Raw genomic sequence first — 19,175 nt, forward strand, 5'->3', positions numbered from 1 at the left:
TGAGCTGCTGGGTCTGACTGTACGTGCCGGTTTCCGCCGGAACAGGTGCGACACGAAGAAAAACCGCGCGCGACATCCCTATAGAGAAAAAATCTTGAATCTTTCTTCCGAGGTCTTCTGTGTGGGGCTGGTAGGGGCGGTCTGGACGGTGTGTACGGAATCACCCACAAAGAGTGGGTAATCAGTCCGAAACGCCATCGAAACCTGTTCGTTCTGTCCTAAATTGGAGGACATGATCGACGTTCGGCGGTTGCAGCTCCTTCAGGCCCTTGACCACCACCGCACGGTGGCAGCCACCGCGGAGGCGCTCAACGTCACCCCTTCGGCGGTCTCCCAGCAACTCGCGGCGCTGGCCAAGGAGGCCGGGGTCCCCCTCGTCGAACGCCAGGGCCGCCGCTTCCTGCTCACCGGGGCCGCCCGGGTCCTGCTCAAGCGCGCGCACGTGATCTTCGCGGAGATGGAGCGCGCCACCGCCGACCTGGCCGAGTACGCCGACGGCGACCGCGGGGTCGTCCGGGTGGGCTCCTTCTCCACGGGTATCAGCGACCTGGTCGCCCCGGCCCTGGCCCGCCTGCGCGGCAGCCACCCCGGGTGGAGCTTCGAGGTCGTGCAGGCCGAACCCGAGGAGAGCGCCGAGATGGTGCGCTCGGGGCGCCTGGACGTGGCCGTCACCATGTCCACCAGCCACCTGCCGGCCGCGGGCGACCCGGACTTCCGCAGCGACCCGGTCATGGTCGAGCTCTTCGACGCGATCCTGCCCTACCAGCACCCCCTGGCCACCCGCACCAGCCTGCACCTGGCCGACGACCTGGCCGAGGAGGACTGGATCCTGTCCGCGCCGGGCACCGCCTGGAACGCCTGTGTGACCGCCGCCGCCAACCAGGCCGGCTTCCAGCCCCGGATCGTGCACACCGTCGACGACTTCAGCGCCGTCTTCTCCATGGTCCAGGCGGGCCTGGGGATCGCCCTGATGCCCCGTCTGGCCTGGACCGGGCTGAACCACCCCCAGATCGTCGTGCGCGGGGTACGCGAGACCGCGCGCCGCCACATCATCGTGCTGTCCCGGGCCGGATCCGTCCCCGAACCGCTGCTCACCGCCGTCCGCGAGGCCGCCAGCAAGGTCCCGGTCCCCTCGGTCGGCCCCTTCGCCGTCGCTGGCTGACCCGGGAGGCCGCTGCGGGCCGAGCCGGTCGGTCGACACCGGTTCCGACCGCGGTCCGCGCCCGCCGACGGAGCCCGTCGGCGGCAGCGTTCAGAACGGGAGCGGCGGGACGTCGTCGAGCACGTCCTCGGCGGCCTGGTGCAGGTACGAGGCGACCACCCGGATCGGCCGCCAGGCCCAGCCGCCGGTGCGCCCGGCCAGGTAGACCTGCCGGACCCCGCCCAGCTCGCCCAGCGGCGCGTGCGCGACCCCGCGCCGGGTGGTGGTCGACAGGCGGGGCACGACACCCACGCCCGCCCCGGTGGCCACCAGCTCCTCGAACAGCTCCAGGGTGTCGACGCGGTGCCTGATCCGGGGGGTGAACCCGGCGTCGGCGCACATGCGCTGCAGCAGGGCCTCCTCGTCGCCCCGGTAGGGGCTGGCGATCCAGGAGGCGTCCGCGAGCTCGCGCAGGCGGCGCCGGGTCAGGGTCCGGCTGTCCGCCCCCTCGGCGGGCTGGGAGAGCAGGAGCGCCTCCGTTCCCACCGGATACACCGTCAGCGTGCCCGGGAATTCCCGGGGGAGAAGACTGTACTGGTACACCACCCCCAGATCCGCCCCGCCGTCTTGGAGGAGGTCCAGCGCCTGGTCCGATTCGTACTCGGTCAGGCGGATGTCGATCCCGGGGTGGTCGCGCCGCAGACGGCGCACGGCCGGAAGCACCATCGGCGCCGCGGACGTGAACATCACCAGGTCCACGCGGCCCACGGGGTCGGTGTCGCCGTCGAACTCGGCCTGGGCCGTCTCCACCCGCGCGAGGATGTCCACGGCGTGCTCGGCGAGCCGCCGCCCGGCCGGGGTGAGCCGCACCCGCCGTCCGTCCGGGACCAGAAGCGGGACCCCCGCCTCCTTCTCCAGAACCGCGAAGTGTTTGGAGACCGCCGAGGTGCTCATGCCTGTGACCTCAGACACAGCGGCCATCGTGCCGAGTCGTTCCAGTTCGACGAGCAGTCGGAGTCGGGTGAAGTCCATCAACCAAAAGTACACGGTTCATCAACCAACAGTCCGTGGACAGAAACGAACCACTTGGATCCAATGGTCGGGTGATCCCCTCCTTCCTCACCTCGCCCCGTCGCGCCCGGATGCAGGTCCCGGCGCCGCTGATGCTGCTCGTCGCCATGTTCACGCTGCACACGGGCAGCGCCCTGGCCGTCACGGCCTTCGAACACGCCAGTCCGGCCGCGGTCACCTGGCTCCGGCTGACGTGGGCCGCACTGATGCTCCTGGCGCTCGGCGGCCCCTCTCTGTGGCGGGCCGTGCGTGCCGCGACACCGCGTGAACTGGGTTCCGTGGTGATCCTGGGCACAGCGAGCGCGGGGATGATGCTGTTCTACTCCGAGGCGACGGCACGGATCGAACTGGGCACCGCCACCTCCATCGAGTTCCTCGGCACCCTCGTGGTCGCCGTCGCGGCCATGCGCCGCCGCCGCGAACTCGTGTGGATCGTCGCCGCGGTGGCCGGCGTGGTCTGCCTGACCCGACCCTGGCAGGGCGACCTCGACCTGGTGGGCATCGGCTTCGCGCTGGCCGGGGCGGTCTGCGTGGTCGGCTACATCGTGCTCACCCAGAGGGTCGGCGCCGGGTTCAACGCCGTGCACGGTCTCGCCCTGGCGATGACCGTCGGCGCGCTGGTCACCGCGCCGCTGGGCGCTCCTGCCGTGATCGCCGAGCCCGACCTCGAACTGATCGTGTTCACTCTGCTCATCGCGCTGCTCTTCCCGATGGTGCCGTTCCTGCTGGAGATGATCGCCCTCCAACGGATGAGCCGGACCGCCTACAGCACCTTCTCCAGCCTGGAACCGGCCGTCGCCCTGGTGATGGGCCTGGTCGTCATCGGTCAGGCGCCGGTCGCCGTGCAGCTGGTGGGGATGGGGCTGGTGGTGGTCGCCGGGATCGGTGCCGCCCGAGGGGACCGGGGCTCAGGCCCCGCCGTGCCCGGGCGCAAGACCGTGAAGAGGGTACGGACACGGCACACCGAGACCGACCCGGGGGCGAAGGACGGCGCCCCCGGGTCATCCGACCGGGAGGTCCGCCTGCACGAGCGGGCCGCCTGAACCCGGTCCTTCGCCGCGAGCCCCGCGAGGGCGGACGCAGCGCGGCGAAGGACCGTCAGATTTTCACTCCGGCCCGGCCCCGCTCCGGCGGCCGTGTGGCGCCCTTCCCGCCGGAGACCGACGATCGGGACCGGTTCGAGGCGGTTCCGGAGCTGCTCCCGGACGCGTGGGAACCGCGCGAGGCAGGGGCCTGGGACACGGCGGCGACCGAGGGGCGGCGGGTCTCAGTCGGCGTCGGGCAGGGGCAGCTCCACACCGTCGGCGATGTCGCGCAGCGCCTGGACGTGCTGTGTGAAGGCCTTGCGGCCCTGCGGGGTGAGTGCCAGGGACGTCCGGGTGCGGCGCCCCACCCGGAACTTGGTCACGCCCACGTACTCGGCCTCCTCCAGGGTCGCGATCTGCTTGGAGAGCACGGAGTCGCTGACCTCCACCAGGTCCCGCAGGACCCGGAACTCGATCTGGCCGGCCGAGGCCAGCGCGGCCACGACGGAGAACCGGACGGGGGAGTGGATGACCTCGTCCAGTCGGCTGCGGGGGTGGTTCACTGGGCGCTCCTGCTGCGGCGTAGGACGATCAGTCCCACCACGGACGTCGGGACGGCGCTCAGAACCGCCATGGGCACCCACCAGAGCAGCTCGCCCCTGAAGAGGATCGAACCCACCACAACGGCGGTGACATAGGCGGGGGTCCACACGCCGATGCCCCAGAGGTGCAGTCTGTTGTAGCCGAGCGGCTTCACGGGCCGGGTCGTGCTGTAGACGACGAGCGCGGACAGCGCGATCGCGTAGAACGTCATTCCGACGACCACGCCCGCGACGGAGTCGCTGATGCCGATGATCAACAGCAGAATCATGCTGGTCAGGCCGAACCCGATCCCGTACAGCGCGTACCAGCGCCCCATCGGGCGCACCTTCGCGTCCATCGCCCCGGCCTGTTCCAGGGCGTCCCAGGCCTCTTCCCTGCGCATACGCATCCCCTCCGCCGTCGTCATATTTCCATCGTGTCACTCACTTTCCAACATGGCAAGTCAAGATCCCGCGAAAGTTCCCGAACCGGACAGAAACACGGCATGACGGGTCCCACCCGACGGCACGGCACTCCAAGGCGCGCAGGGGCCTCCGAATGCACTAACTTGGACCGAATCATGGCGGCCACATCTGACCTCGAACTCCTGCGCGCCCACGAACCGGTGCTCATGTGCACCAAGGGGGAACTCTTCTTCCCCACCGACGTGGACGCCTACGTACGCAGCTGCAGTCTCTGGATCGAGGAACCCGGCGGACGTGAGAGCGTCATCGTCCCCGCCGGAGAACTCACCCTCGACCGGCTCTCCCGAGCGGAGGAGGAGTGGCCCGGGCGCCACAAGCACCTGCGCTTCGTGCAGGAGGAGACGCTGCGCGAGGAGGCCCGCCGCTTCAAGGGCATCGCGCGCTCGGTCATCCCCAAGAGCGGCCGCCTGGCCGCCGTGGGCGTGCTCGGCCGCGTCCTCGACATCCTGATGAAGCTCTCGCTGCTCATCCGCGGTGCGGTCCCCGGCGGCGTCACCTTCGCCGCGGTCACCCGCTACCGCGAGCGCGTGGACAACGGCGGCGCCACCTACTACGGGCGCGTCACCCGCGAGGGCGGCTACATCATCCTCCAGTACTGGTTCTTCTACGCGATGAACGACTGGCGCACCATCTACGGCGGGGTCAACGACCACGAGGCCGACTGGGAGCGCGTCACCGTCTACGTCGTGGAGAACCCCGACGGGACCACCCGCCCCGTGTGGGTCGGCGCCTCCTCGCACGAGTACCACGGCGACGACCTGCGCCGTTCCTGGGTCGACCCCGACCTGCACCGCGACGGCCCCCACCCGATGATCTACGTCGGCGCGGGCTCGCACTCGCACCAGATGCTCCCCGGCGACTACCTCATCCAGGTCGACCCGTCCTTCCTGCGCGGCCTCGTCCGCGGCTGGCGCCGGTTCACCCAGCGGCTCTTCCGCGCCGACAGCGTCATCAACCAGCACGGCATCGGCGTGCCCTTCGTCGACTACGCGCGCGGCGACGGCGAACGGCTCGGCCCCGGCGGCGACCGCGAGTGGAACGCCGTCCTCATCGACGACGACACCCCCTGGGTGTGCGGCTTCCGCGGCCTGTGGGGCCGCGACACCCGTGACTTCTTCGACGGCGAGCGCGCCCCCAGCGGACCCCGCTACGAGCGCGACGGCACCATCCGCCGCTCCTGGGCCGACCCGCTGGCCTGGGTCGGCCTCCAGAAGGTCGCCCCCAGCGAGAGCGCGGCCCGCTCCGAACTCCGCTCGCACGTGCGCGGCCTGGAGACGCGCCTGCGCGACATGGACGGGGAGATCGTCAGACGCCGCGACAAGCTCCGCCAGCTCGACTCGGCCCGCATGGTCCTCGAACGCGAGGCCCAGTCCCGGCCCCGCGCCCGCGAGTACGCCCAGCGGATCGGCAAGCTCGAGAAGGAGCTCGCCGAGGTCTACGAGAAGCGGGTCCTGCTCGCCGACGAACGCGACACCCTCGTGCGCTCCCTGGACAGCGACACCCCGCTGTCGCCCTCCCCGACCGGGCACCTCCACGCACCGCACATGCCCTACGCCTCGGGTGAGCAGCGCGCCAACCGCTTCCTGCACCTGTGGGTCGCGCTGAGCACTCCCCTGCTGCTGATCTCCCTGGCCCTGACCCTGTTCCTGCTCGACGGGCAGATGACCCTGTGGGCCATGCTCGGGGTCGTGCTGGCCTTCGCCGCGATCGACTCCGTCGCCCGCCGCAAGTTCGTCCAGTACGCCACCGGGATCGCGATCGCCGCCGTGGTCATCGGCCTGATCGTGGGGGTGGTGGCCGCCTTCATCGCCGACTGGCGCATCGCCGTCACCGTCCCCATCGTGGTCATCGTGGTCGTGCTCCTCGTGGTCAACATCCGCGACCTGATGCGCCGCTGACCCGCGGGGGCGCCGTCCCGAACGCACGCCCGAACGCCCCGCGCGGTTCTGTCGCCCGCGCGGGGCAGGATGGGTGCATGGATGATGCGTTGTTCGGCCCACCGCCCGTCACCGTGGCCCCGGGCGCCGTCCACCTGCCCGGATGGCTGACCCAGCAGACCCAGATCGACCTGGTCCGGCGCTGCCGCGACTGGGCCCGCGGACCCGCCGGGACCCGCCGCCACCCCATGCCGCGCGGCGGGGTGATGAGCGTTTCGATGACCTCGCTCGGCTGGCACTGGGTCCCGTACTCGTACTCCCGGACCCTGCCCGACGGCACCCCGGTCCAGCCCTTCCCCGACCTGCTCGGCGACCTGGCCGCCCGCGCCGTCGAGGCCGCCTACGGGACACCGCACGAGGGCGACCCCTACGACGTCGCCCTGGTCAACTTCTACGACGCCGACGCCCGCATGGGCATGCACCAGGACCGCGACGAACTCTCCCGCGCCCCGGTGGTCTCGCTCAGCCTGGGCGACAGCTGCGTCTTCCGGTTCGGCAACACCGAGACCCGCACCCGCCCCTACACCGACGTCGAACTCCGCAGCGGCGACCTGTTCGTCTTCGGCGGCCCCTCCCGCATGGCCTACCACGGAGTGCCCCGCACCCGCCCGGGCACCGCGGACCCCGGGCTCGGCCTCGACGGCAGACTCAACATCACCGTCCGCGCCTCCGGCCTGCCCGGCTGACCGGGCGGCCCCGAACCGCGGCCCTGCCCCGGGCGCCACGCGCTGATCGCCGACCAGGGCACCGGACCCGGCCGGGCCGACCCCGACCGTCTGGCCCTCCCCAGCCGGCCGGGCCCGGCGTGTCGGCGCGCGCCCGTGCCGCCCCCGGGTCAGGATCGGCAGGTCAGGCCGGGTAGCGGCCGGACACAGGCCAGGCCGGGGAGGGCAGCCCATGAACGAATCCGCATCCGCGCCCGAACGCACCATGGCCCTGGGCCGGGAGAAGTCCGCCCTCCCGGCCGGCGCCCCGCCCGGGGAGGTCTGGACCGTGCTGTACCGCCACGGGCACCGCGAGCGCGAGGCCGACTCGCTCGCCGACGCGGCCGAGGCCGTCCAGGCCGACCGGGACCTGGTGGCGTGGGTCGGCATGACCGACCCCGACCGGGAGCAGCTGCTGGAGGCCGCCGACCGCTTCGCCCTGCCCCGGCTGGCCATGGAGGACGCGATCGTCGCCCACCAGCGGCCCAAGGTGGAGACCTACGGCGACGTGCTGTTCGTCGTCCTGCGCCCGGCCCGCTACGACGAGGACGCGGAGACCGTGGACGTCGGGGAGATCCACGTCTTCGGCTCACGCGACTTCGTGATCACCATCCGGCACACCAGGCAGATCGACTTCACGGTGATCCGGGAGCGCCTCGAAGCCGAGCCGCAGATGCTCACGCACGGCCCGCTGGCTGTGCTCTACGGCGTCCTGGACCAGGTCGTGGACGCCTACGCCCCCGCCGTCGCCGAACTCCAGGACGACATCGACGAGGTGGAGAGCGAGGTCTTCGACGGTGACCGCGACGCCTCCCGGCGCACCTACCGCCTGGCCCGCCAGGTCATCCGGCTCCAACGCGCCGTCGACCCCCTGGCCGAGGTCCTCGACAGGCTCATGGCGCCCCTGGAGCACCCGGAACGGTTCCGGTCCCACATGCCCCGGCCGGGGCAGGAGCACCGCGCCGAGCTCCGCAACTACCTGCGCGACGTCGCCGACCACGTCGCCGCGACCCGGGAGCACGTCGACGGGTTCCGCCAGCTGCTCGAGAACATCACCGAGGTCCACAGCGCCCTCATCGGCCAGTCCCAGAACGAGGCCATGAAGAAGGTCTCCTCCTGGGGCGGCATCCTGGTCGTCCCCACGCTGATCTCGTCGGTCTTCGGCATGAACATCGCCCCCGAGCCCGGCTACCACTGGGTGTTCAGCTGGCCGCTCGTGCTGGCCTTCATGGCGCTCTCCTCGCTGCTGCTCTACCTCCTGTTCCGCCGCAACGGCTGGTTGTAGGCCGTGGAGCGGGGCGAAGCGCGCCTGCCCTGCCCTACGCCGATGCGCATGTGTTCAGCGCGTGGGTAGGAGTTATTCCGGGCCACCCTTTTCCTCGGGGCAGTTTCGCTCCGGCGTTCTCTCGCGAAAGAGATGAATCAGGGAAGGTGTTTCGTCCGAGCTGGTTCACTTCCCCTGGTGCTCCAGTCGTACATCGCGTCCTGACACGGCGTCGTCCACGTTGAACCGGCTGACCGGGATGGCGACGATCCAGTGCATCGGCATGTTCCGGGTCACTCGGGTCGTCCCTACGGCTGGGTGCGTTGCTCGGCGGCGTCGAACGCGGGCGCGAGCGGGGCCAGCGCCGCGCGGAGCTGGTCGGGCAGTGAGCCGGAGGGCACGACCAGTCCTCCGGCCTCGAAGCTCCCGGCGGCGTCCGCGTTCCCGGTCGGCCGGAGCCAGCCTTCCAGCGCGATGCGAACCGCCGTGGCGACGCTTGCCGCGAGAACGCGGGCTGTGTGCGTTTCGGTGTCGTCCAGGCGGTCGGTGATCACCGCCGCGAGAGGGCGCTCGATGCCGGCGGTGGTGTCGAGGAACGCTTCGCGCAGCGCGGTCCGGGTGGTGATCAGCAGCAGCGCCTCGTGTCCGCGCTCACCGGTGTTCGTGTACTGCTCGACCACTGCTTCGGTGACGGCGTCGGCCAGGCGCACCCCTGCGGGCCGGGCCGCGATCGCCGCCGCGATCCGCGCCTCCCGGTCCGCGGTCACAGCGGAGACGATCGCCTGCTCGCGGCTGGCGAAGTAGTTGTTGTAGGTGCGCGGCGAGACCCCGGCCGCCTCGGCGATGTCCTCGACCCGCACCCGGTCCGGTCCGTGCTCGACGGCCAGGCGCAGGGCCGCCTCGCGCAGCGCCTCTCGCGTGGCCTGCTTCTTCCGCTCCCGCAACCCTGGTGGTGGTGTCGTCACGGTGTCAGCGTTCCACACGGAGCTGCGCGCACGCAAGTTTGCGTAGATGCAAACTTGCGCGCACGCACTTTTCCTGTCAGCCTCGACCCGACCGAGACCGACAGAGAGGACCGTCACCGTGCGAGCAAGAGGAATGACCTACGACACCGGATTCGTCGCGCACGGCCGGATATCCCGTGAGCACTACGACCCCGCGGTGGTCCGGCGCGAGCTCGCCATCATCCGCGACGACCTGCACTGCAACGCGGTCCAGATCATCGGCGGTGACCCGGACCGACTGGAGCTGGCCGCCGGTGCCGCCGCCGAGCTCGGCCTGGAGGTCTGGTTCTCGCCCTATCCGCTGGAGCTGGAGCCGGAGCAGATCCTCACGCTCTTCCGCGACTGCGCCACGCGAGCGGAACGGCTCCGGCAGCAGGGGGCCACAGTCGTGTTCGTCGCAGGGGTCGAGCTGAGTGTCATGAACCGCGGGTTCCTGTCCGGAGAGAGCCCGGAGGAGCGGGTCGAGCAGCTGATGAGCCCACCCGAGCGGCGGGCCGAAGCGATGCGCGAACTCGGCGTGGGCATCAACACCTTCCTCCGCGACGCCGCGGCCACGGTCCGTGAGCGCTTCCAGGGCAAGCTCACCTACGCATCCATCCAGTTCGAGCAGGTCGACTGGACTCCCTTCGACATCGTGACGTTCGAGCTGATCCGCTCCGCCGAGGTCGCCGACCGGTTCCGGGACGCGGTGCGCACCCTGGCCCAGGGCCCGAAGCCGCTCGCCGTCACCGGGTTCGGCACCGCGGCCTACCGCGGGGCGGGGGACCGCGGTGGGCGGGTGCTGGAAGTGGTCGAGCACGACCCGGAGACCAGGGCCCCGGTGCGACTGAACGGCATGTACGAGCGCGACGAGCCCGGCCAGGCCGCGTATCTGAGCGAACTGCTGGAGATCTTCGAGACGGAGGGCGTGGACAGCGCGTTCGTGTTCTTGTTCGCCTTGCCCGGCTACCCCCACCGCCCGGACGGCGACCCCAGGGACGACTTGGACCGGGCGGGCCTGGGCATCGTCAAACTCCTCGAAGGGCACCGGGGGCAGACCTACCCCGACATGGAATGGGAACCCAAGGCCGCCTTCGAGGCGGTGGCGCAGCGTTATCGGAGGTGACAGGCCCCGCACACGGTGACCACTGCTCGGGATCCGCATCGCGGCGCGGCGCAGATCCCGAGCAGAGGGAAGTCGTCGGGATGGGATGGAAGGTGGAGGACGGATTCCCGGGGCCTCGGTCGGCGTCAGCGGCCCTCGGGGGAGTAGTCCGGGAGCACGTCGACGGGTTCCGCCAGCTGCTCGAGAACATCACCGAGGTCCACAGCGCCCTCATCGGCCACTCCCGGAACGAGGCCATGAAGAAGGTGTCCTCCTGGGGCGGCATCCTGGTCGTCCCCACGCTGATCTCGTCGGTCTTCGGCATGGACACCGCCCCCGATCCCGGCGACCACTGGGTGTTCCGCTGGCCGCCCGTGCCGGCCTTCTCGAAGTCAGCTACACCTACGAACGCCTCACCACCCTCCCCGAGGAGGACGAGGACCAGAGGACCCGGTACTGCGGCGACATCGTCGGCACCGGATGGACGGTCCCCATCGAACACACCCGCGCCTCCTTCTCCTTCCCGGACGTGGCAGGCGACCCGGCCGCCTCCCAGGATGCGGCGTTCATCTGCCGGGTCGGTTCCGCGAAGGACCGCCTGAACCGGGAGTGGGGCGATCAGGGCGAGGGAGAACCACACATCACCCGCACCCACGGCCCGCTCGAACCGAGGGAAGCCCTGAGCGTACGAATCCTCCTTCCACCCTCTGTGTACTCCGCCGCTCCCACAGGCGCCGAGGAAGGGGCCGCGCAGCCCGATCCGTACCATGGCTGGAAGTCGGTCCTCCAGACCTGCGCAGCTCTCAGCCCTGGCACACCCTCCACTGGGACGAGAGCGGGCCGCCGATTCCGAGAGCTACCCTCCGTCACACGATGGAGAACGGACCGCGACACTTCCAGGAGATGGTGCCCATGCGGCCCACACCGTTGTTCTTCATCTGCCGCCAGGGTGTTCTGGAGCACGGAGCACTGCTCGAGCGGGTGGAGGCGGGTGTCGCGTGAAGGACGTGCTCATAGCGCTTGAAGCGCTGACCGGCTGCGCTCCGGACCGGCGAGACCTCGCTGCCGAGGCGCTCGGGGACTTCCTACGCGGTGCCGCGCTTGACGCGGCCACAGCCCGGCTGGTCGTCGGGCGACTGGTCGGCCTGGCCGTCACCGAACCCGTGACCGAGGTCCGTGAGTCCGCCCTGAACGCGGTCAGCGAAGCATTCGATCACTACAGCCTGCCCTTGGACCTCGTCGAACCGCTGGCCTCGGTCGTGAGGACTCTGGAACCCGAACTCCTCGAGTACGCCCTGTACATCTTCGGTGCCACGCGGGACCCGCGAGCACGGCCACTGATCGAGCCCTTCCTGCACCATTTCTGCCCGAACGTGCGTGAGGAAGCCCGTCTCGCAGCTGCCGAGCTCGCTGTCTCCGCAACCTTTGACGATCGCTCTCCCGGCTTCACTCCTGAATAGTGTGCGTTTTTTGGATTTTAATAAGGTAGATTTAATTGGCCAAGATGCTGTATGGGGTGAGGGGTTCTTCGAGCCGATAATACTTCTCGAGAGGGATTTTGAGGATGTCCTCGGGGAAGTTATTTTGCAGTTTGAGGAACAGATTTCTGGATTTTTGTGTTATTGCTGATCCTTCGGTCGGTGTCGGACGATTGCCGGACACGGGCGGTGGTTGTCAACCGTCTCCGTTCTGCACGCTTCCGTGGAGGCCTTACCCATCAAGGCCGGAGTAGATCAGCGCGATGCGGCCTCCGGGAAATTCGAGGCTCTCCGCCTCGCCTGAATAGATCGCTACCAGCGAGTCGGGTCCTCTCCACCAGGTGTCCGCCAGGCCCAATACCTCGGGCACCGGTTCGTAGTCGTCCAACGCGATGTCGTCGACGGCATCTCCGACGAGCTTGGTGATCTGTTTCGCCGTCGTAGCTGCGTGGTGGGCCAGGGCCAGCGATTCCACCCAACCCTCGATGGCCGCGTGGAGGGGCGTCCACCTATCTGTGTGAATGCCGAACTCACCCGAAGGCCCGATCATGAAGGAGTAGGGGACCGCGGTCCGCTGCATGCCTGCTTCGAACAACCACCCTTCGGACGGTGAACCTTCGGGTGAGTCCGGATCGAGGTATTTTGGACCTCCGTCGTACTGCGGCGCGGGTGGAAGGAGCAGACCACCCCAGCGCTCTTGGTAGGCGGCCATCCGGTCGATCACCACTGCTGGAATGTTTCGCTCGAGCAACCACTGTCTGTGCCCATCGACGGGGCGGACGTCGATCTTGACGCCATGCACGCCGACAAAGTAACGAGCCCTGCTGGTCAGGCCGTCGGGCACGTCGTTGAAGAGGTTCGTTTTCATCAGGCGGACACTATCGGCTGATCCTGGACGGGATCGTGCGAGGGGTAGCCGCTCAGGTGTGGTGGGACCGTGTTTTCCGGAGTCGAATTTCGGCCCTTGAGACCACGTGGCCTTTGAAGGAGGGCCTCGTGAGGCGTCGTGGACACCTCGCAGAGTTCCGGTGCATCGTCTTGGACCTGGCCCAAGACGATGTCCACCTGCTGGAGGGCACCCGTGACCTCGAGGCCGCGTGCTCGCCGGCTGGGCAGGCCGTCATCGGCACCGGCCGTCCGCGTCCAGCTCGAGTCCGCTCCTGAGTGGCGCGGTTCCAGGGCGACCTCGAGCCGTACGCCGAGGTTCGCCCGGTTCAGGGATTCCGACCGGCACCCGCTGACTCCTCGGTGCTCCAGAGGTGGAGTCAGGGCCCCGACCAGGAGGCCTCGGTCGGCATCAGCGGCCCTCGGGGGTGAGGGTTCTCGTCCAGAGGGAGTCGCCGTTGGCGTCGCGCAGGAAGACGGTGAGCTCCTTGCTGTTCCGGTCGATCTCGATCTCGCCGAAGTGCTGGTAGCCGTCGAGCGGCGAGGTGTTCGCCGTAGGCGGGGCGTTCTGGAAGACCACTTCGGGCCCGAAGGTGGGGTCGAGTTCGTTCGGTCCGAACGCGCCGGCGTGCAGCGGCCCGGAGACGAACTCCCAGAACGGGGTGAACTCGCGGCTGCTCGCGCGCTCGGGGGAGTAGTGGTGCGCGGCGGTGTAGTGGACGTCGGCCGTCACCCACACCACGTTCCGTGCGCCCCGGCGGTGCAGGCCGTGCAGCACCCCGTCGAGTTCGGCCTCGCGCCCGCGCGGTTCGCCGGGCAGGCCGTTGGCCACCGCCTCGATGTCGTCGCCGTCGGGCACGACCAGGCCGAGCGGCATGTCGGAGGCGATCACCTTCCAGGTCGCGGTGGACGCTGAGACCTCGTCGACCAGCCAGCGTGCCTGAGCGTCTCCGAGGACGTGTTCGAAAGCGGAGGTTCCCGGCGAGTTGGCGTCGCGGTAGGGCCGCATGTCGATGACGAAGACGTCCAGGTCGGGGCCGTAGGGCAGCTTGCGGTAGATCCTGCCGTCCACCGCCTCGGACGGGATGATGGGCATCCACTCGTGGAAGGCCCGGTGGGCCCGCCGGGCCAGGAGGTCGACATCGGTCTCGGTGTAGCGGTCGTCGTCGAGGATCTCCCCCGGGTACCAGTTGTTGACGACCTCGTGGTCGTCCCACTGCACGATCTGCGGAACCCGGGCGGCGAAGCCGCGCAGCGTGTCGTCGAGCAGGTTGTAGGCGTACTGGCCGCGGTACTCGGCCAGCGTCTGGGCGACCGCCGCCTTCTCCTCGGTGACCACGTTGCGCCACGTGCGCCCGTCGGGCAGGGCGACGCTCTCCTCGAGCGGGCCGTCGGCGTAGACGGCATCGCCCAGGTGGAGGAAGAAGTCCGGGTCGCGGTCGGCCATGGCGGCGAAGATCGGCATGCCGCCGATGTCGGGGTTGATGCCCCATCCCTGGCCCGCGACGTCTCCGGAGAAGACGAAACGGATCGGGCCGTCGGTGCCCCCGGCGGTACGGAAGCTGCCTTCGAGGACCTCACTGGTGTGCTGTCCGCTTTCGGCGTGCACCCGCACGTGCACCTCCTGGCCCGCGTCGAGCCCGGTGATGCGGACCCGTCCCGTGCCGTCACCGGCCGGGGTGAGCTGCGGCCCGCGGAGCGTGCGCGCGTCGCGGAAGTCGGGCCGGGTGGCGACCTCGACGACCATGCGCGCGGGGCGGTCGGCCCGTGTCCAGACCACGGCCCCGTCGGCGCGGGGGTCGCCGAGCTGGATGCCGTGCGTCAGGACCGGGCGGTTGCGGCCCTGGGCCAGGGCGGGAGCGGCCGCGCCTCCGGCCAGGAGGATGCCCGCGGTGCCCGTGGCGCCCAGACGCAGGGCGGATCGGCGTGAGAGGTGGGTGCGTGCCATGAGGGCTCCTCGTTGCGGGGGAGTGGTACCCACGGTTTCTATCCGGGACGTCCGTCCCCTGTTTGAACGAGAGCCGTCACCCGGGTGAATACGGACCGGGGCGGTCCGTGCGAGTAGCGGTCACCCGGGGGGGTCAGCGGTGCTTCCCGCGATTCGACGGACGTCCTGTCCTGGGGATACCCGCTTCGCGCTGTGGGGTTCTCTCCTCGGGGCATGTCCGATCCGGTCGCTGCGCCGGTCCGGTGGTCCGTCGTTTCCTGGGGGATGATCTCGACGAGCTCGGCGTGGTGAGCCCTCGTGCGCCGGTCCCCGCTCAGCGACGGACGCTCCACGGGTGATCGCCGGCGCCCAGGGCCGTGCTCACGGCGAGTCGACGATCGACTCCAGTGCCGGCTCGAGGATGCGTTTCAGATCACGGGGATCGGCGTCGGCGAGGACCTGGACACCGATCAGGTAACGGCTGATCGTCAGGCCGAGCGTGCAGGCGTTGAGCAGGGCGGCTCGGAGTTCGGCGTCCGGCCCGCCGATCGTCGCCGCCACGCGTTCCTGCGTTTCGCCCATGACGTGATCACGCAGCTGGGCCTGGGCCGCCGGGTGCGTGAGGGCGCTCCGGAGCAGCGCTTCGGCCTCCGGCCGCCGGTCGACGTCGTCGAAGGAGTCGAGCACGTGCTGCAGCGCCGCGCGCGGCAACTCGGAACGGTCGGCCAGTACGAGGCCCTCGGTGGGGACGGCCCACCGTGCCGCCGCTTCGAACAGCGCGTTCTTGCTGCCGAAGTTCTGCATCACCAATGCCGGGTCGACCTCCGCGCGGTCCGCTACCGCCCGAATCGTCGTGCGCTCGAAGCCGTGTTCTGCGAACAGTGCCCTGGCCGCGGTGAGGATCGCTGCTTCACTGCGATGCCTGCGTTCGGCCCTGGTCGGTGATGCCTGGTCCGTGTCCCCGCTCATGGGTTGACTCTACACGCGTTGACCCAATTGAGAATTCGCTCTACGTTTGTTGAGTGAAATCACCCGCAGAGGGCCCTCCCTCGAACGCCGCACCCGCCAGGCCTCCTCACGCGCGCCGCTGGCTCGCCCTGGCCGTCCTGGCGGGTAGCCAACTGCTCATCGTCCTCGACGCGACCGTCGTCAACGTGGCGTTGACAGCGATCCGGGCCGACCTGGACCTCTCCGTCGCCGAGTTGCAGTGGACCGTCACCTTCTACGTCCTGGCCTTCGGCGGCTTCCTGCTCCTCGGCGGCCGCTTGGCGGACCGCTACGGGCGGCGTCGCATGTTCATCGCGAGTGCCGCCGTCTTCGGACTGGGGTCACTGCTCGCCGGATACGCCCACGGGGCCGCCGTCCTGTTCGCCGGACGGGCACTTCAGGGGTTGGCGGCCGCTGTCCTGGCCCCGGCCGCGCTGTCGCTCCTGATGACCGTGTTCCCCGAAGGCCGCGACCGCCACCGCGCGCTCGCCGTATGGGGCGGCGTTTCGGCAGGCGGAACGGCTCTGGGCCTGATCCTCGGTGGAGTCCTCACCCAGGCCCTGTCATGGCACTGGGTGTTCTGGGTCAACGTCCCGATCGTCATGGTCGCCGTACCCGCAGCACGGTTCCTGCTCCCCGAAGCGCGCTCGAAGCAGCCCGAGCGATTCGACGTCGCGGGTGCGCTGCTCGGCACCGCCGGAGTGCTCGGCCTCGTCTACGGGCTGGTCACGGGGGCGGAGAACGGCTTGGTGCCCGCGTTGCCGGTGATGTTGGTGTCGCTGGCTCTCCTGGGAGCGTTCGCGCGCATGCAATCGGTGCGGCCCCATGCCCTCGTGCCGATCCGGCTGCTGCGCAACCGGACGCTCGTGGGCGCCGATGCCGTCGGCCTGATCCTCGCCGCCTCGCTCTACTCCCTGTTCTACTTCCTGAGCCTGTTCATGGGAGGCGTCCTCGGCTACGGACCTGTCGCCACCGGGCTGGCCTTCCTGCCGATGACGATCGCCATCGCAGCAGCCTCGGCCGGCGCGGCGTCACTGCTGCCGCGTCTAGGCATCCGGCCGGTCCTCGTGATCTCGGTTCTGCTCGTCGCTGTCGCGTTCGCGGGCTTGACCCGCATCGATCTGCAGAGCAGCTACCCCGGCACGCTCCTGCCCCCGCTCCTGCTGGTCGGCGTGGGGCTCGGACTGGCGTTCGTCGCACTCACAGCGGCCGCCGTCGGCTCCGCCTCCCCCGGCGACAGCGGGATCGCCGCGGCCCTGTTCAACGCCGGACAACAGATCGGCGCGGCGCTCGGTCTCGCTGCTCTGACGGCTGTCAGCGCCATCCGCACCTCCGGCCTGACCCCGCCCGGCTCCGCCGAGCCCACAACGGAAGCCGTCGTCCGGGGTTGGTCCCTCGGCTTCTCCGTCGCCGCCGTCTTCATGCTCGCCGGTCTGCTCGTCATCATGACCACGATGAAGCCACGTGATCCGTGACCACAGGGTTCCACGGCCGGCAGCCCGGGCACGCCGCCCACACGTTCCACGCCGCAGGTCAGGCAGGTCGGCGCCGGTCATCGTGACGATGGAAGTCGAAGCGTTGGTTCCTCGCCTCCGACGAACCCGGCACGAGACACCGCTGGGTCGTGGGTTGTTCTGTCAGGTGGTCTTTTCGTAGCGGGAGGGGAAGGGGAACCGGGACTCCAGGAACGTGTGGATCATGGCGGTCACCTCTTCCTGGCGTTCGGGCGGGGTGTCGACGTCGTTGAGGCACAAAAAGTCCACCTCCTCGCTCTCCTCCACCGCCGCGAGGCGCTCGGTCGCGTCCGGGGCCCCGATGTTGACGTAGCGCATCCGGTACTCACCGGGCACGGCGCGCCCGGTGAACAACGCATAGTGGTGGTGCAGGGTCGCGGCCACGGCCACGTGGTCCAGGGAACGGAACCGGCTGTGGGCGGTGCGGTCCATCTCCTCGCGGTAGCGCTCCTCCAACTCCTCAGCGACCTGGCGGATCTGCGGGTGCGGGGCGTGCTTGAACTTGTGGATGATGGCCCGGCCGAAGTCGCGCTCCAACAGCGCACGCACGTTCTTGCCCGCCGAGTTCGGGGCGGGCTCGCCGGCCACCGGGTCTCCGGTGCCGAACTGGAACGGTGAGAAGGGCACCTGGGCGATGCCGTTGGCGTGGAAGAACTGCTCGGTGCGGGCGGGGCGGGTGAAGAACACGTCGTCGTTCAGGTACAGGTAGCGCTCGGCCAGACCGGGGATGCGGTGCAGCCGCGACTCGATCGCGTGGGAGTTGAAGGTGGGCAGCGCACTGGCGGGCAGGATGTCGCGGTGGTCCACGACGGTGATCCCCGACGCCTCGGTGTCCAGCCAGGCGGGCACCTGTTGGTCGGTGACCAGCCAGACGTGGCGCACGAACGGCGCGTAGGCCTCCAACGAGCGCAGCGAGTAGCGCAGTTCGTCGCGGCTGGTGAAACGGGCGGCGTTGGCGGCCGTCTCGTGCACGGTGTCGGACTCACCCCGGTGGCGGGCCCGCTTGGCGGCGTGGGCGGGGTCGTCTCCGTCCACCCAGGTGTAGACCGCGTCCACGGGGAAGTCGGCCTCAAGGGGGAGCTTCCAGGTGAAGGGCTCGAACGTGGGGTACTGCCGCTCGCGCACCGTGCAGGTGGCGGGTTTGCGCTGGGCAGTGGGCAGCACGTCCGCGACCTTGTTGTTGGTGGGGGCGACCAGGGAGTCGGCCAGCACCTGTGGGGGTGCCTGCACGCGCAGCCGGCCCAGGAGCTCCTCGGCGTTGTCGCGTTCCAGGAGCTTGGCTCCCTGGCGCCAGAACTGGACGTCGCACCCGTACTCGAGTCCGGCCATCAGGCGTCCGGCGGGGGAGAGCAGGGGTTCGGCGAAGCGGATGATCAGGCCGGACTTGATCTCCTCGGCCAGGGCCCCGTCCACGTAGGGGGAGAAGGCAGCGACCACACCGCCGGGGCCGGGTTTGACCGCGAACAGGGGGCTGCTGGCGTACAGCTCGCGCATGGCGTCCAGGAGCTGTTTGCGTTCGCTGCGGTGCACCCCGACCACGTGGCGCAGGGGGGAGCGGCCGCGGACGAGGAAGTAGTCGATCCCGGCGTGTTCCAGGGCGCGGGTGACCAGTTCGAGGTTGTGGGCCGAGGCGCCTGCGGCGGTGAAGCGGTCCAGGGTCCGGCCCAGGTACTCGTCCCCGTTCAGGGTGAAGGGGCGCACGGTGGGGTCGTCATCGCGGAGTTGTCGGCGGCGTTCGGCGATCTTGGCCAGCCGCTTGTCCTGGGCTGCCTGGGCGGCGGCCTGTTCGCGTTCGGCCTGGCGGCGCTCGCGGGTGGCGGCGGGCAGGAGCCGTTCTCCGGTGTTCTTGAAGCGCGATGTCAAGGCCATGTGCGTGGATCCCTCTGCTGTGCTGTCCCGTTACGGGCGACGGGCCTGGTGGTACTGAGTTCCGTCCGGGCCAGAACAGAGACGGGTAGGTCGGATCATCCGTTGACTTGTGAGACGTTTTGAGATCTTTCCGTCTCCTACGTTGCGCGTCTTCTCTCTCGCCGGGAGTGATACCGATCAGGTGAGGCGGCCGTCGAGGGCTCTGCCGGGTGGGCGTG

General features: G+C 69.8%; 17 protein-coding genes and 1 pseudogene. 10 read left to right on the top strand and 8 right to left on the bottom strand.

The window, feature by feature from the left end; genetic code table 11:
* Positions 1-232 precede the first annotated feature (232 nt).
* Entirely contained in the window at positions 233-1,162 is a 930-nt protein-coding gene (locus D458_RS0128335) for a LysR family transcriptional regulator (protein ID WP_017590099.1), read from the top strand.
* Between the two features lie 90 nt (positions 1,163-1,252).
* Here the strand turns inward: D458_RS0128335 and D458_RS0128340 are convergent, their stop codons facing one another.
* Positions 1,253-2,173 (bottom strand): LysR family transcriptional regulator, encoded by a 921-nt coding sequence (locus tag D458_RS0128340; RefSeq protein WP_017590100.1) that lies wholly within the window; start codon positions 2,171-2,173, stop codon positions 1,253-1,255.
* Between the two features lie 71 nt (positions 2,174-2,244).
* Between D458_RS0128340 and D458_RS0128345 the strand changes: the two genes are divergently transcribed.
* Positions 2,245-3,255, top strand: coding sequence for an EamA family transporter (locus tag D458_RS0128345; RefSeq protein WP_017590101.1), 1,011 nt, complete (start codon positions 2,245-2,247; stop codon positions 3,253-3,255).
* A 224-nt stretch (positions 3,256-3,479) separates the two neighbouring features.
* Here the strand turns inward: D458_RS0128345 and D458_RS0128350 are convergent, their stop codons facing one another.
* Positions 3,480-3,800: a winged helix-turn-helix domain-containing protein gene (locus tag D458_RS0128350; protein WP_017590102.1), complete on the bottom strand. Its 321-nt coding sequence runs from the start codon at positions 3,798-3,800 to the stop codon at positions 3,480-3,482.
* Complete coding sequence (locus D458_RS0128355) at positions 3,797-4,246, bottom strand: hypothetical protein (RefSeq protein WP_017590103.1); 450 nt, start codon at positions 4,244-4,246, stop codon at positions 3,797-3,799. The genes D458_RS0128350 and D458_RS0128355 overlap by 4 nt, the downstream gene beginning before the upstream one ends.
* Before the next feature lie 153 nt (positions 4,247-4,399).
* Between D458_RS0128355 and D458_RS0128360 the strand changes: the two genes are divergently transcribed.
* The 3 genes from D458_RS0128360 to D458_RS0128370 all read left to right on the top strand — a co-directional run bounded on the left by D458_RS0128360 (position 4,400) and on the right by D458_RS0128370 (position 8,230).
* Positions 4,400-6,202, top strand: coding sequence for a hypothetical protein (locus D458_RS0128360; RefSeq protein WP_017590104.1), 1,803 nt, complete (start codon positions 4,400-4,402; stop codon positions 6,200-6,202).
* Positions 6,203-6,279: 77 nt separating this feature from the next.
* The gene (locus D458_RS0128365) at positions 6,280-6,927 is read left to right on the top strand and encodes an alpha-ketoglutarate-dependent dioxygenase AlkB family protein (RefSeq protein ID WP_026119765.1); all 648 of its coding nucleotides are present in this window, start codon (positions 6,280-6,282) and stop codon (positions 6,925-6,927) included.
* Between the two features lie 211 nt (positions 6,928-7,138).
* Positions 7,139-8,230 (top strand): magnesium and cobalt transport protein CorA, encoded by a 1,092-nt coding sequence (locus tag D458_RS0128370; RefSeq protein WP_017590106.1) that lies wholly within the window; start codon positions 7,139-7,141, stop codon positions 8,228-8,230.
* Positions 8,231-8,517: 287 nt separating this feature from the next.
* Here D458_RS0128370 and D458_RS0128380 read toward each other — a convergent pair whose 3' ends face one another.
* Positions 8,518-9,174: a TetR/AcrR family transcriptional regulator gene (locus D458_RS0128380; protein ID WP_026119766.1), complete on the bottom strand. Its 657-nt coding sequence runs from the start codon at positions 9,172-9,174 to the stop codon at positions 8,518-8,520.
* A 133-nt stretch (positions 9,175-9,307) separates the two neighbouring features.
* On the opposite strand from D458_RS0128380, the gene D458_RS0128385 reads away from it, so the two are divergent.
* From D458_RS0128385 to D458_RS0128405, 4 genes and pseudogenes are all read left to right on the top strand, one after another.
* The gene (locus D458_RS0128385) at positions 9,308-10,318 is read left to right on the top strand and encodes a hypothetical protein (protein ID WP_017590109.1); all 1,011 of its coding nucleotides are present in this window, start codon (positions 9,308-9,310) and stop codon (positions 10,316-10,318) included.
* A 146-nt stretch (positions 10,319-10,464) separates the two neighbouring features.
* Positions 10,465-10,668 (top strand): annotated as a pseudogene (locus D458_RS36585) (CorA family divalent cation transporter); the annotation flags it as partial.
* Between the two features lie 502 nt (positions 10,669-11,170).
* Positions 11,171-11,299, top strand: a complete 129-nt coding sequence (locus D458_RS38025; RefSeq protein WP_017590112.1) for a hypothetical protein — start codon at positions 11,171-11,173, stop codon at positions 11,297-11,299.
* Positions 11,296-11,757, top strand: coding sequence for a hypothetical protein (locus tag D458_RS0128405; RefSeq protein ID WP_017590113.1), 462 nt, complete (start codon positions 11,296-11,298; stop codon positions 11,755-11,757). The genes D458_RS38025 and D458_RS0128405 overlap by 4 nt, the downstream gene beginning before the upstream one ends.
* 250 nt (positions 11,758-12,007) lie before the next feature.
* Here the strand turns inward: D458_RS0128405 and D458_RS0128410 are convergent, their stop codons facing one another.
* The 3 genes from D458_RS0128410 to D458_RS0128430 all read right to left on the bottom strand — a co-directional run bounded on the left by D458_RS0128410 (position 12,008) and on the right by D458_RS0128430 (position 15,556).
* The gene (locus D458_RS0128410) at positions 12,008-12,643 is read right to left on the bottom strand and encodes a hypothetical protein (RefSeq protein ID WP_017590114.1); all 636 of its coding nucleotides are present in this window, start codon (positions 12,641-12,643) and stop codon (positions 12,008-12,010) included.
* Between the two features lie 429 nt (positions 12,644-13,072).
* On the bottom strand, positions 13,073-14,608 hold the full coding sequence (locus D458_RS0128425) for an alkaline phosphatase D family protein (protein ID WP_017590117.1): 1,536 nt from the start codon (positions 14,606-14,608) through the stop codon (positions 13,073-13,075).
* A gap of 360 nt (positions 14,609-14,968) precedes the next feature.
* Positions 14,969-15,556 (bottom strand): TetR/AcrR family transcriptional regulator, encoded by a 588-nt coding sequence (locus tag D458_RS0128430; RefSeq protein ID WP_026119767.1) that lies wholly within the window; start codon positions 15,554-15,556, stop codon positions 14,969-14,971.
* A 53-nt stretch (positions 15,557-15,609) separates the two neighbouring features.
* Here D458_RS0128430 and D458_RS0128435 point away from each other — a divergent pair, with 53 nt between their 5' ends.
* Positions 15,610-17,049 (top strand): MFS transporter, encoded by a 1,440-nt coding sequence (locus D458_RS0128435; RefSeq protein ID WP_017590119.1) that lies wholly within the window; start codon positions 15,610-15,612, stop codon positions 17,047-17,049.
* Between the two features lie 162 nt (positions 17,050-17,211).
* Here the strand turns inward: D458_RS0128435 and D458_RS0128440 are convergent, their stop codons facing one another.
* Positions 17,212-18,957 (bottom strand): stealth family protein, encoded by a 1,746-nt coding sequence (locus tag D458_RS0128440; RefSeq protein WP_017590120.1) that lies wholly within the window; start codon positions 18,955-18,957, stop codon positions 17,212-17,214.
* Between the last annotated feature and the right edge of the window lie 218 nt (positions 18,958-19,175).

Origin of the sequence: Nocardiopsis ganjiahuensis DSM 45031, from assembly GCF_000341085.1 — a bacterium.
GTDB classification, from domain to species: Bacteria; Actinomycetota; Actinomycetes; order Streptosporangiales; family Streptosporangiaceae; genus Nocardiopsis; species Nocardiopsis ganjiahuensis.

What these genes read in the sequence shown, in the direction of transcription:
- D458_RS38025 (WP_017590112.1), top strand. Translation starts at nt 11,171, where the DNA reads ATGGAGAACGGACCGCGACACTTCCAGGAGATGGTGCCCATGCGGCCC.
- D458_RS0128440 (WP_017590120.1), bottom strand. Translation starts at nt 18,957, where the DNA reads ATGGCCTTGACATCGCGCTTCAAGAACACCGGAGAACGGCTCCTGCCC.
- D458_RS0128355 (WP_017590103.1), bottom strand. Translation starts at nt 4,246, where the DNA reads ATGACGACGGCGGAGGGGATGCGTATGCGCAGGGAAGAGGCCTGGGAC.
- D458_RS0128360 (WP_017590104.1), top strand. Translation starts at nt 4,400, where the DNA reads ATGGCGGCCACATCTGACCTCGAACTCCTGCGCGCCCACGAACCGGTG.
- D458_RS0128370 (WP_017590106.1), top strand. Translation starts at nt 7,139, where the DNA reads ATGAACGAATCCGCATCCGCGCCCGAACGCACCATGGCCCTGGGCCGG.
- D458_RS0128340 (WP_017590100.1), bottom strand. Translation starts at nt 2,173, where the DNA reads ATGGACTTCACCCGACTCCGACTGCTCGTCGAACTGGAACGACTCGGC.
- D458_RS0128385 (WP_017590109.1), top strand. Translation starts at nt 9,308, where the DNA reads ATGACCTACGACACCGGATTCGTCGCGCACGGCCGGATATCCCGTGAG.
- D458_RS0128335 (WP_017590099.1), top strand. Translation starts at nt 233, where the DNA reads ATGATCGACGTTCGGCGGTTGCAGCTCCTTCAGGCCCTTGACCACCAC.
- D458_RS0128425 (WP_017590117.1), bottom strand. Translation starts at nt 14,608, where the DNA reads ATGGCACGCACCCACCTCTCACGCCGATCCGCCCTGCGTCTGGGCGCC.
- D458_RS0128430 (WP_026119767.1), bottom strand. Translation starts at nt 15,556, where the DNA reads ATGAGCGGGGACACGGACCAGGCATCACCGACCAGGGCCGAACGCAGG.
- D458_RS0128410 (WP_017590114.1), bottom strand. Translation starts at nt 12,643, where the DNA reads ATGAAAACGAACCTCTTCAACGACGTGCCCGACGGCCTGACCAGCAGG.
- D458_RS0128365 (WP_026119765.1), top strand. Translation starts at nt 6,280, where the DNA reads ATGGATGATGCGTTGTTCGGCCCACCGCCCGTCACCGTGGCCCCGGGC.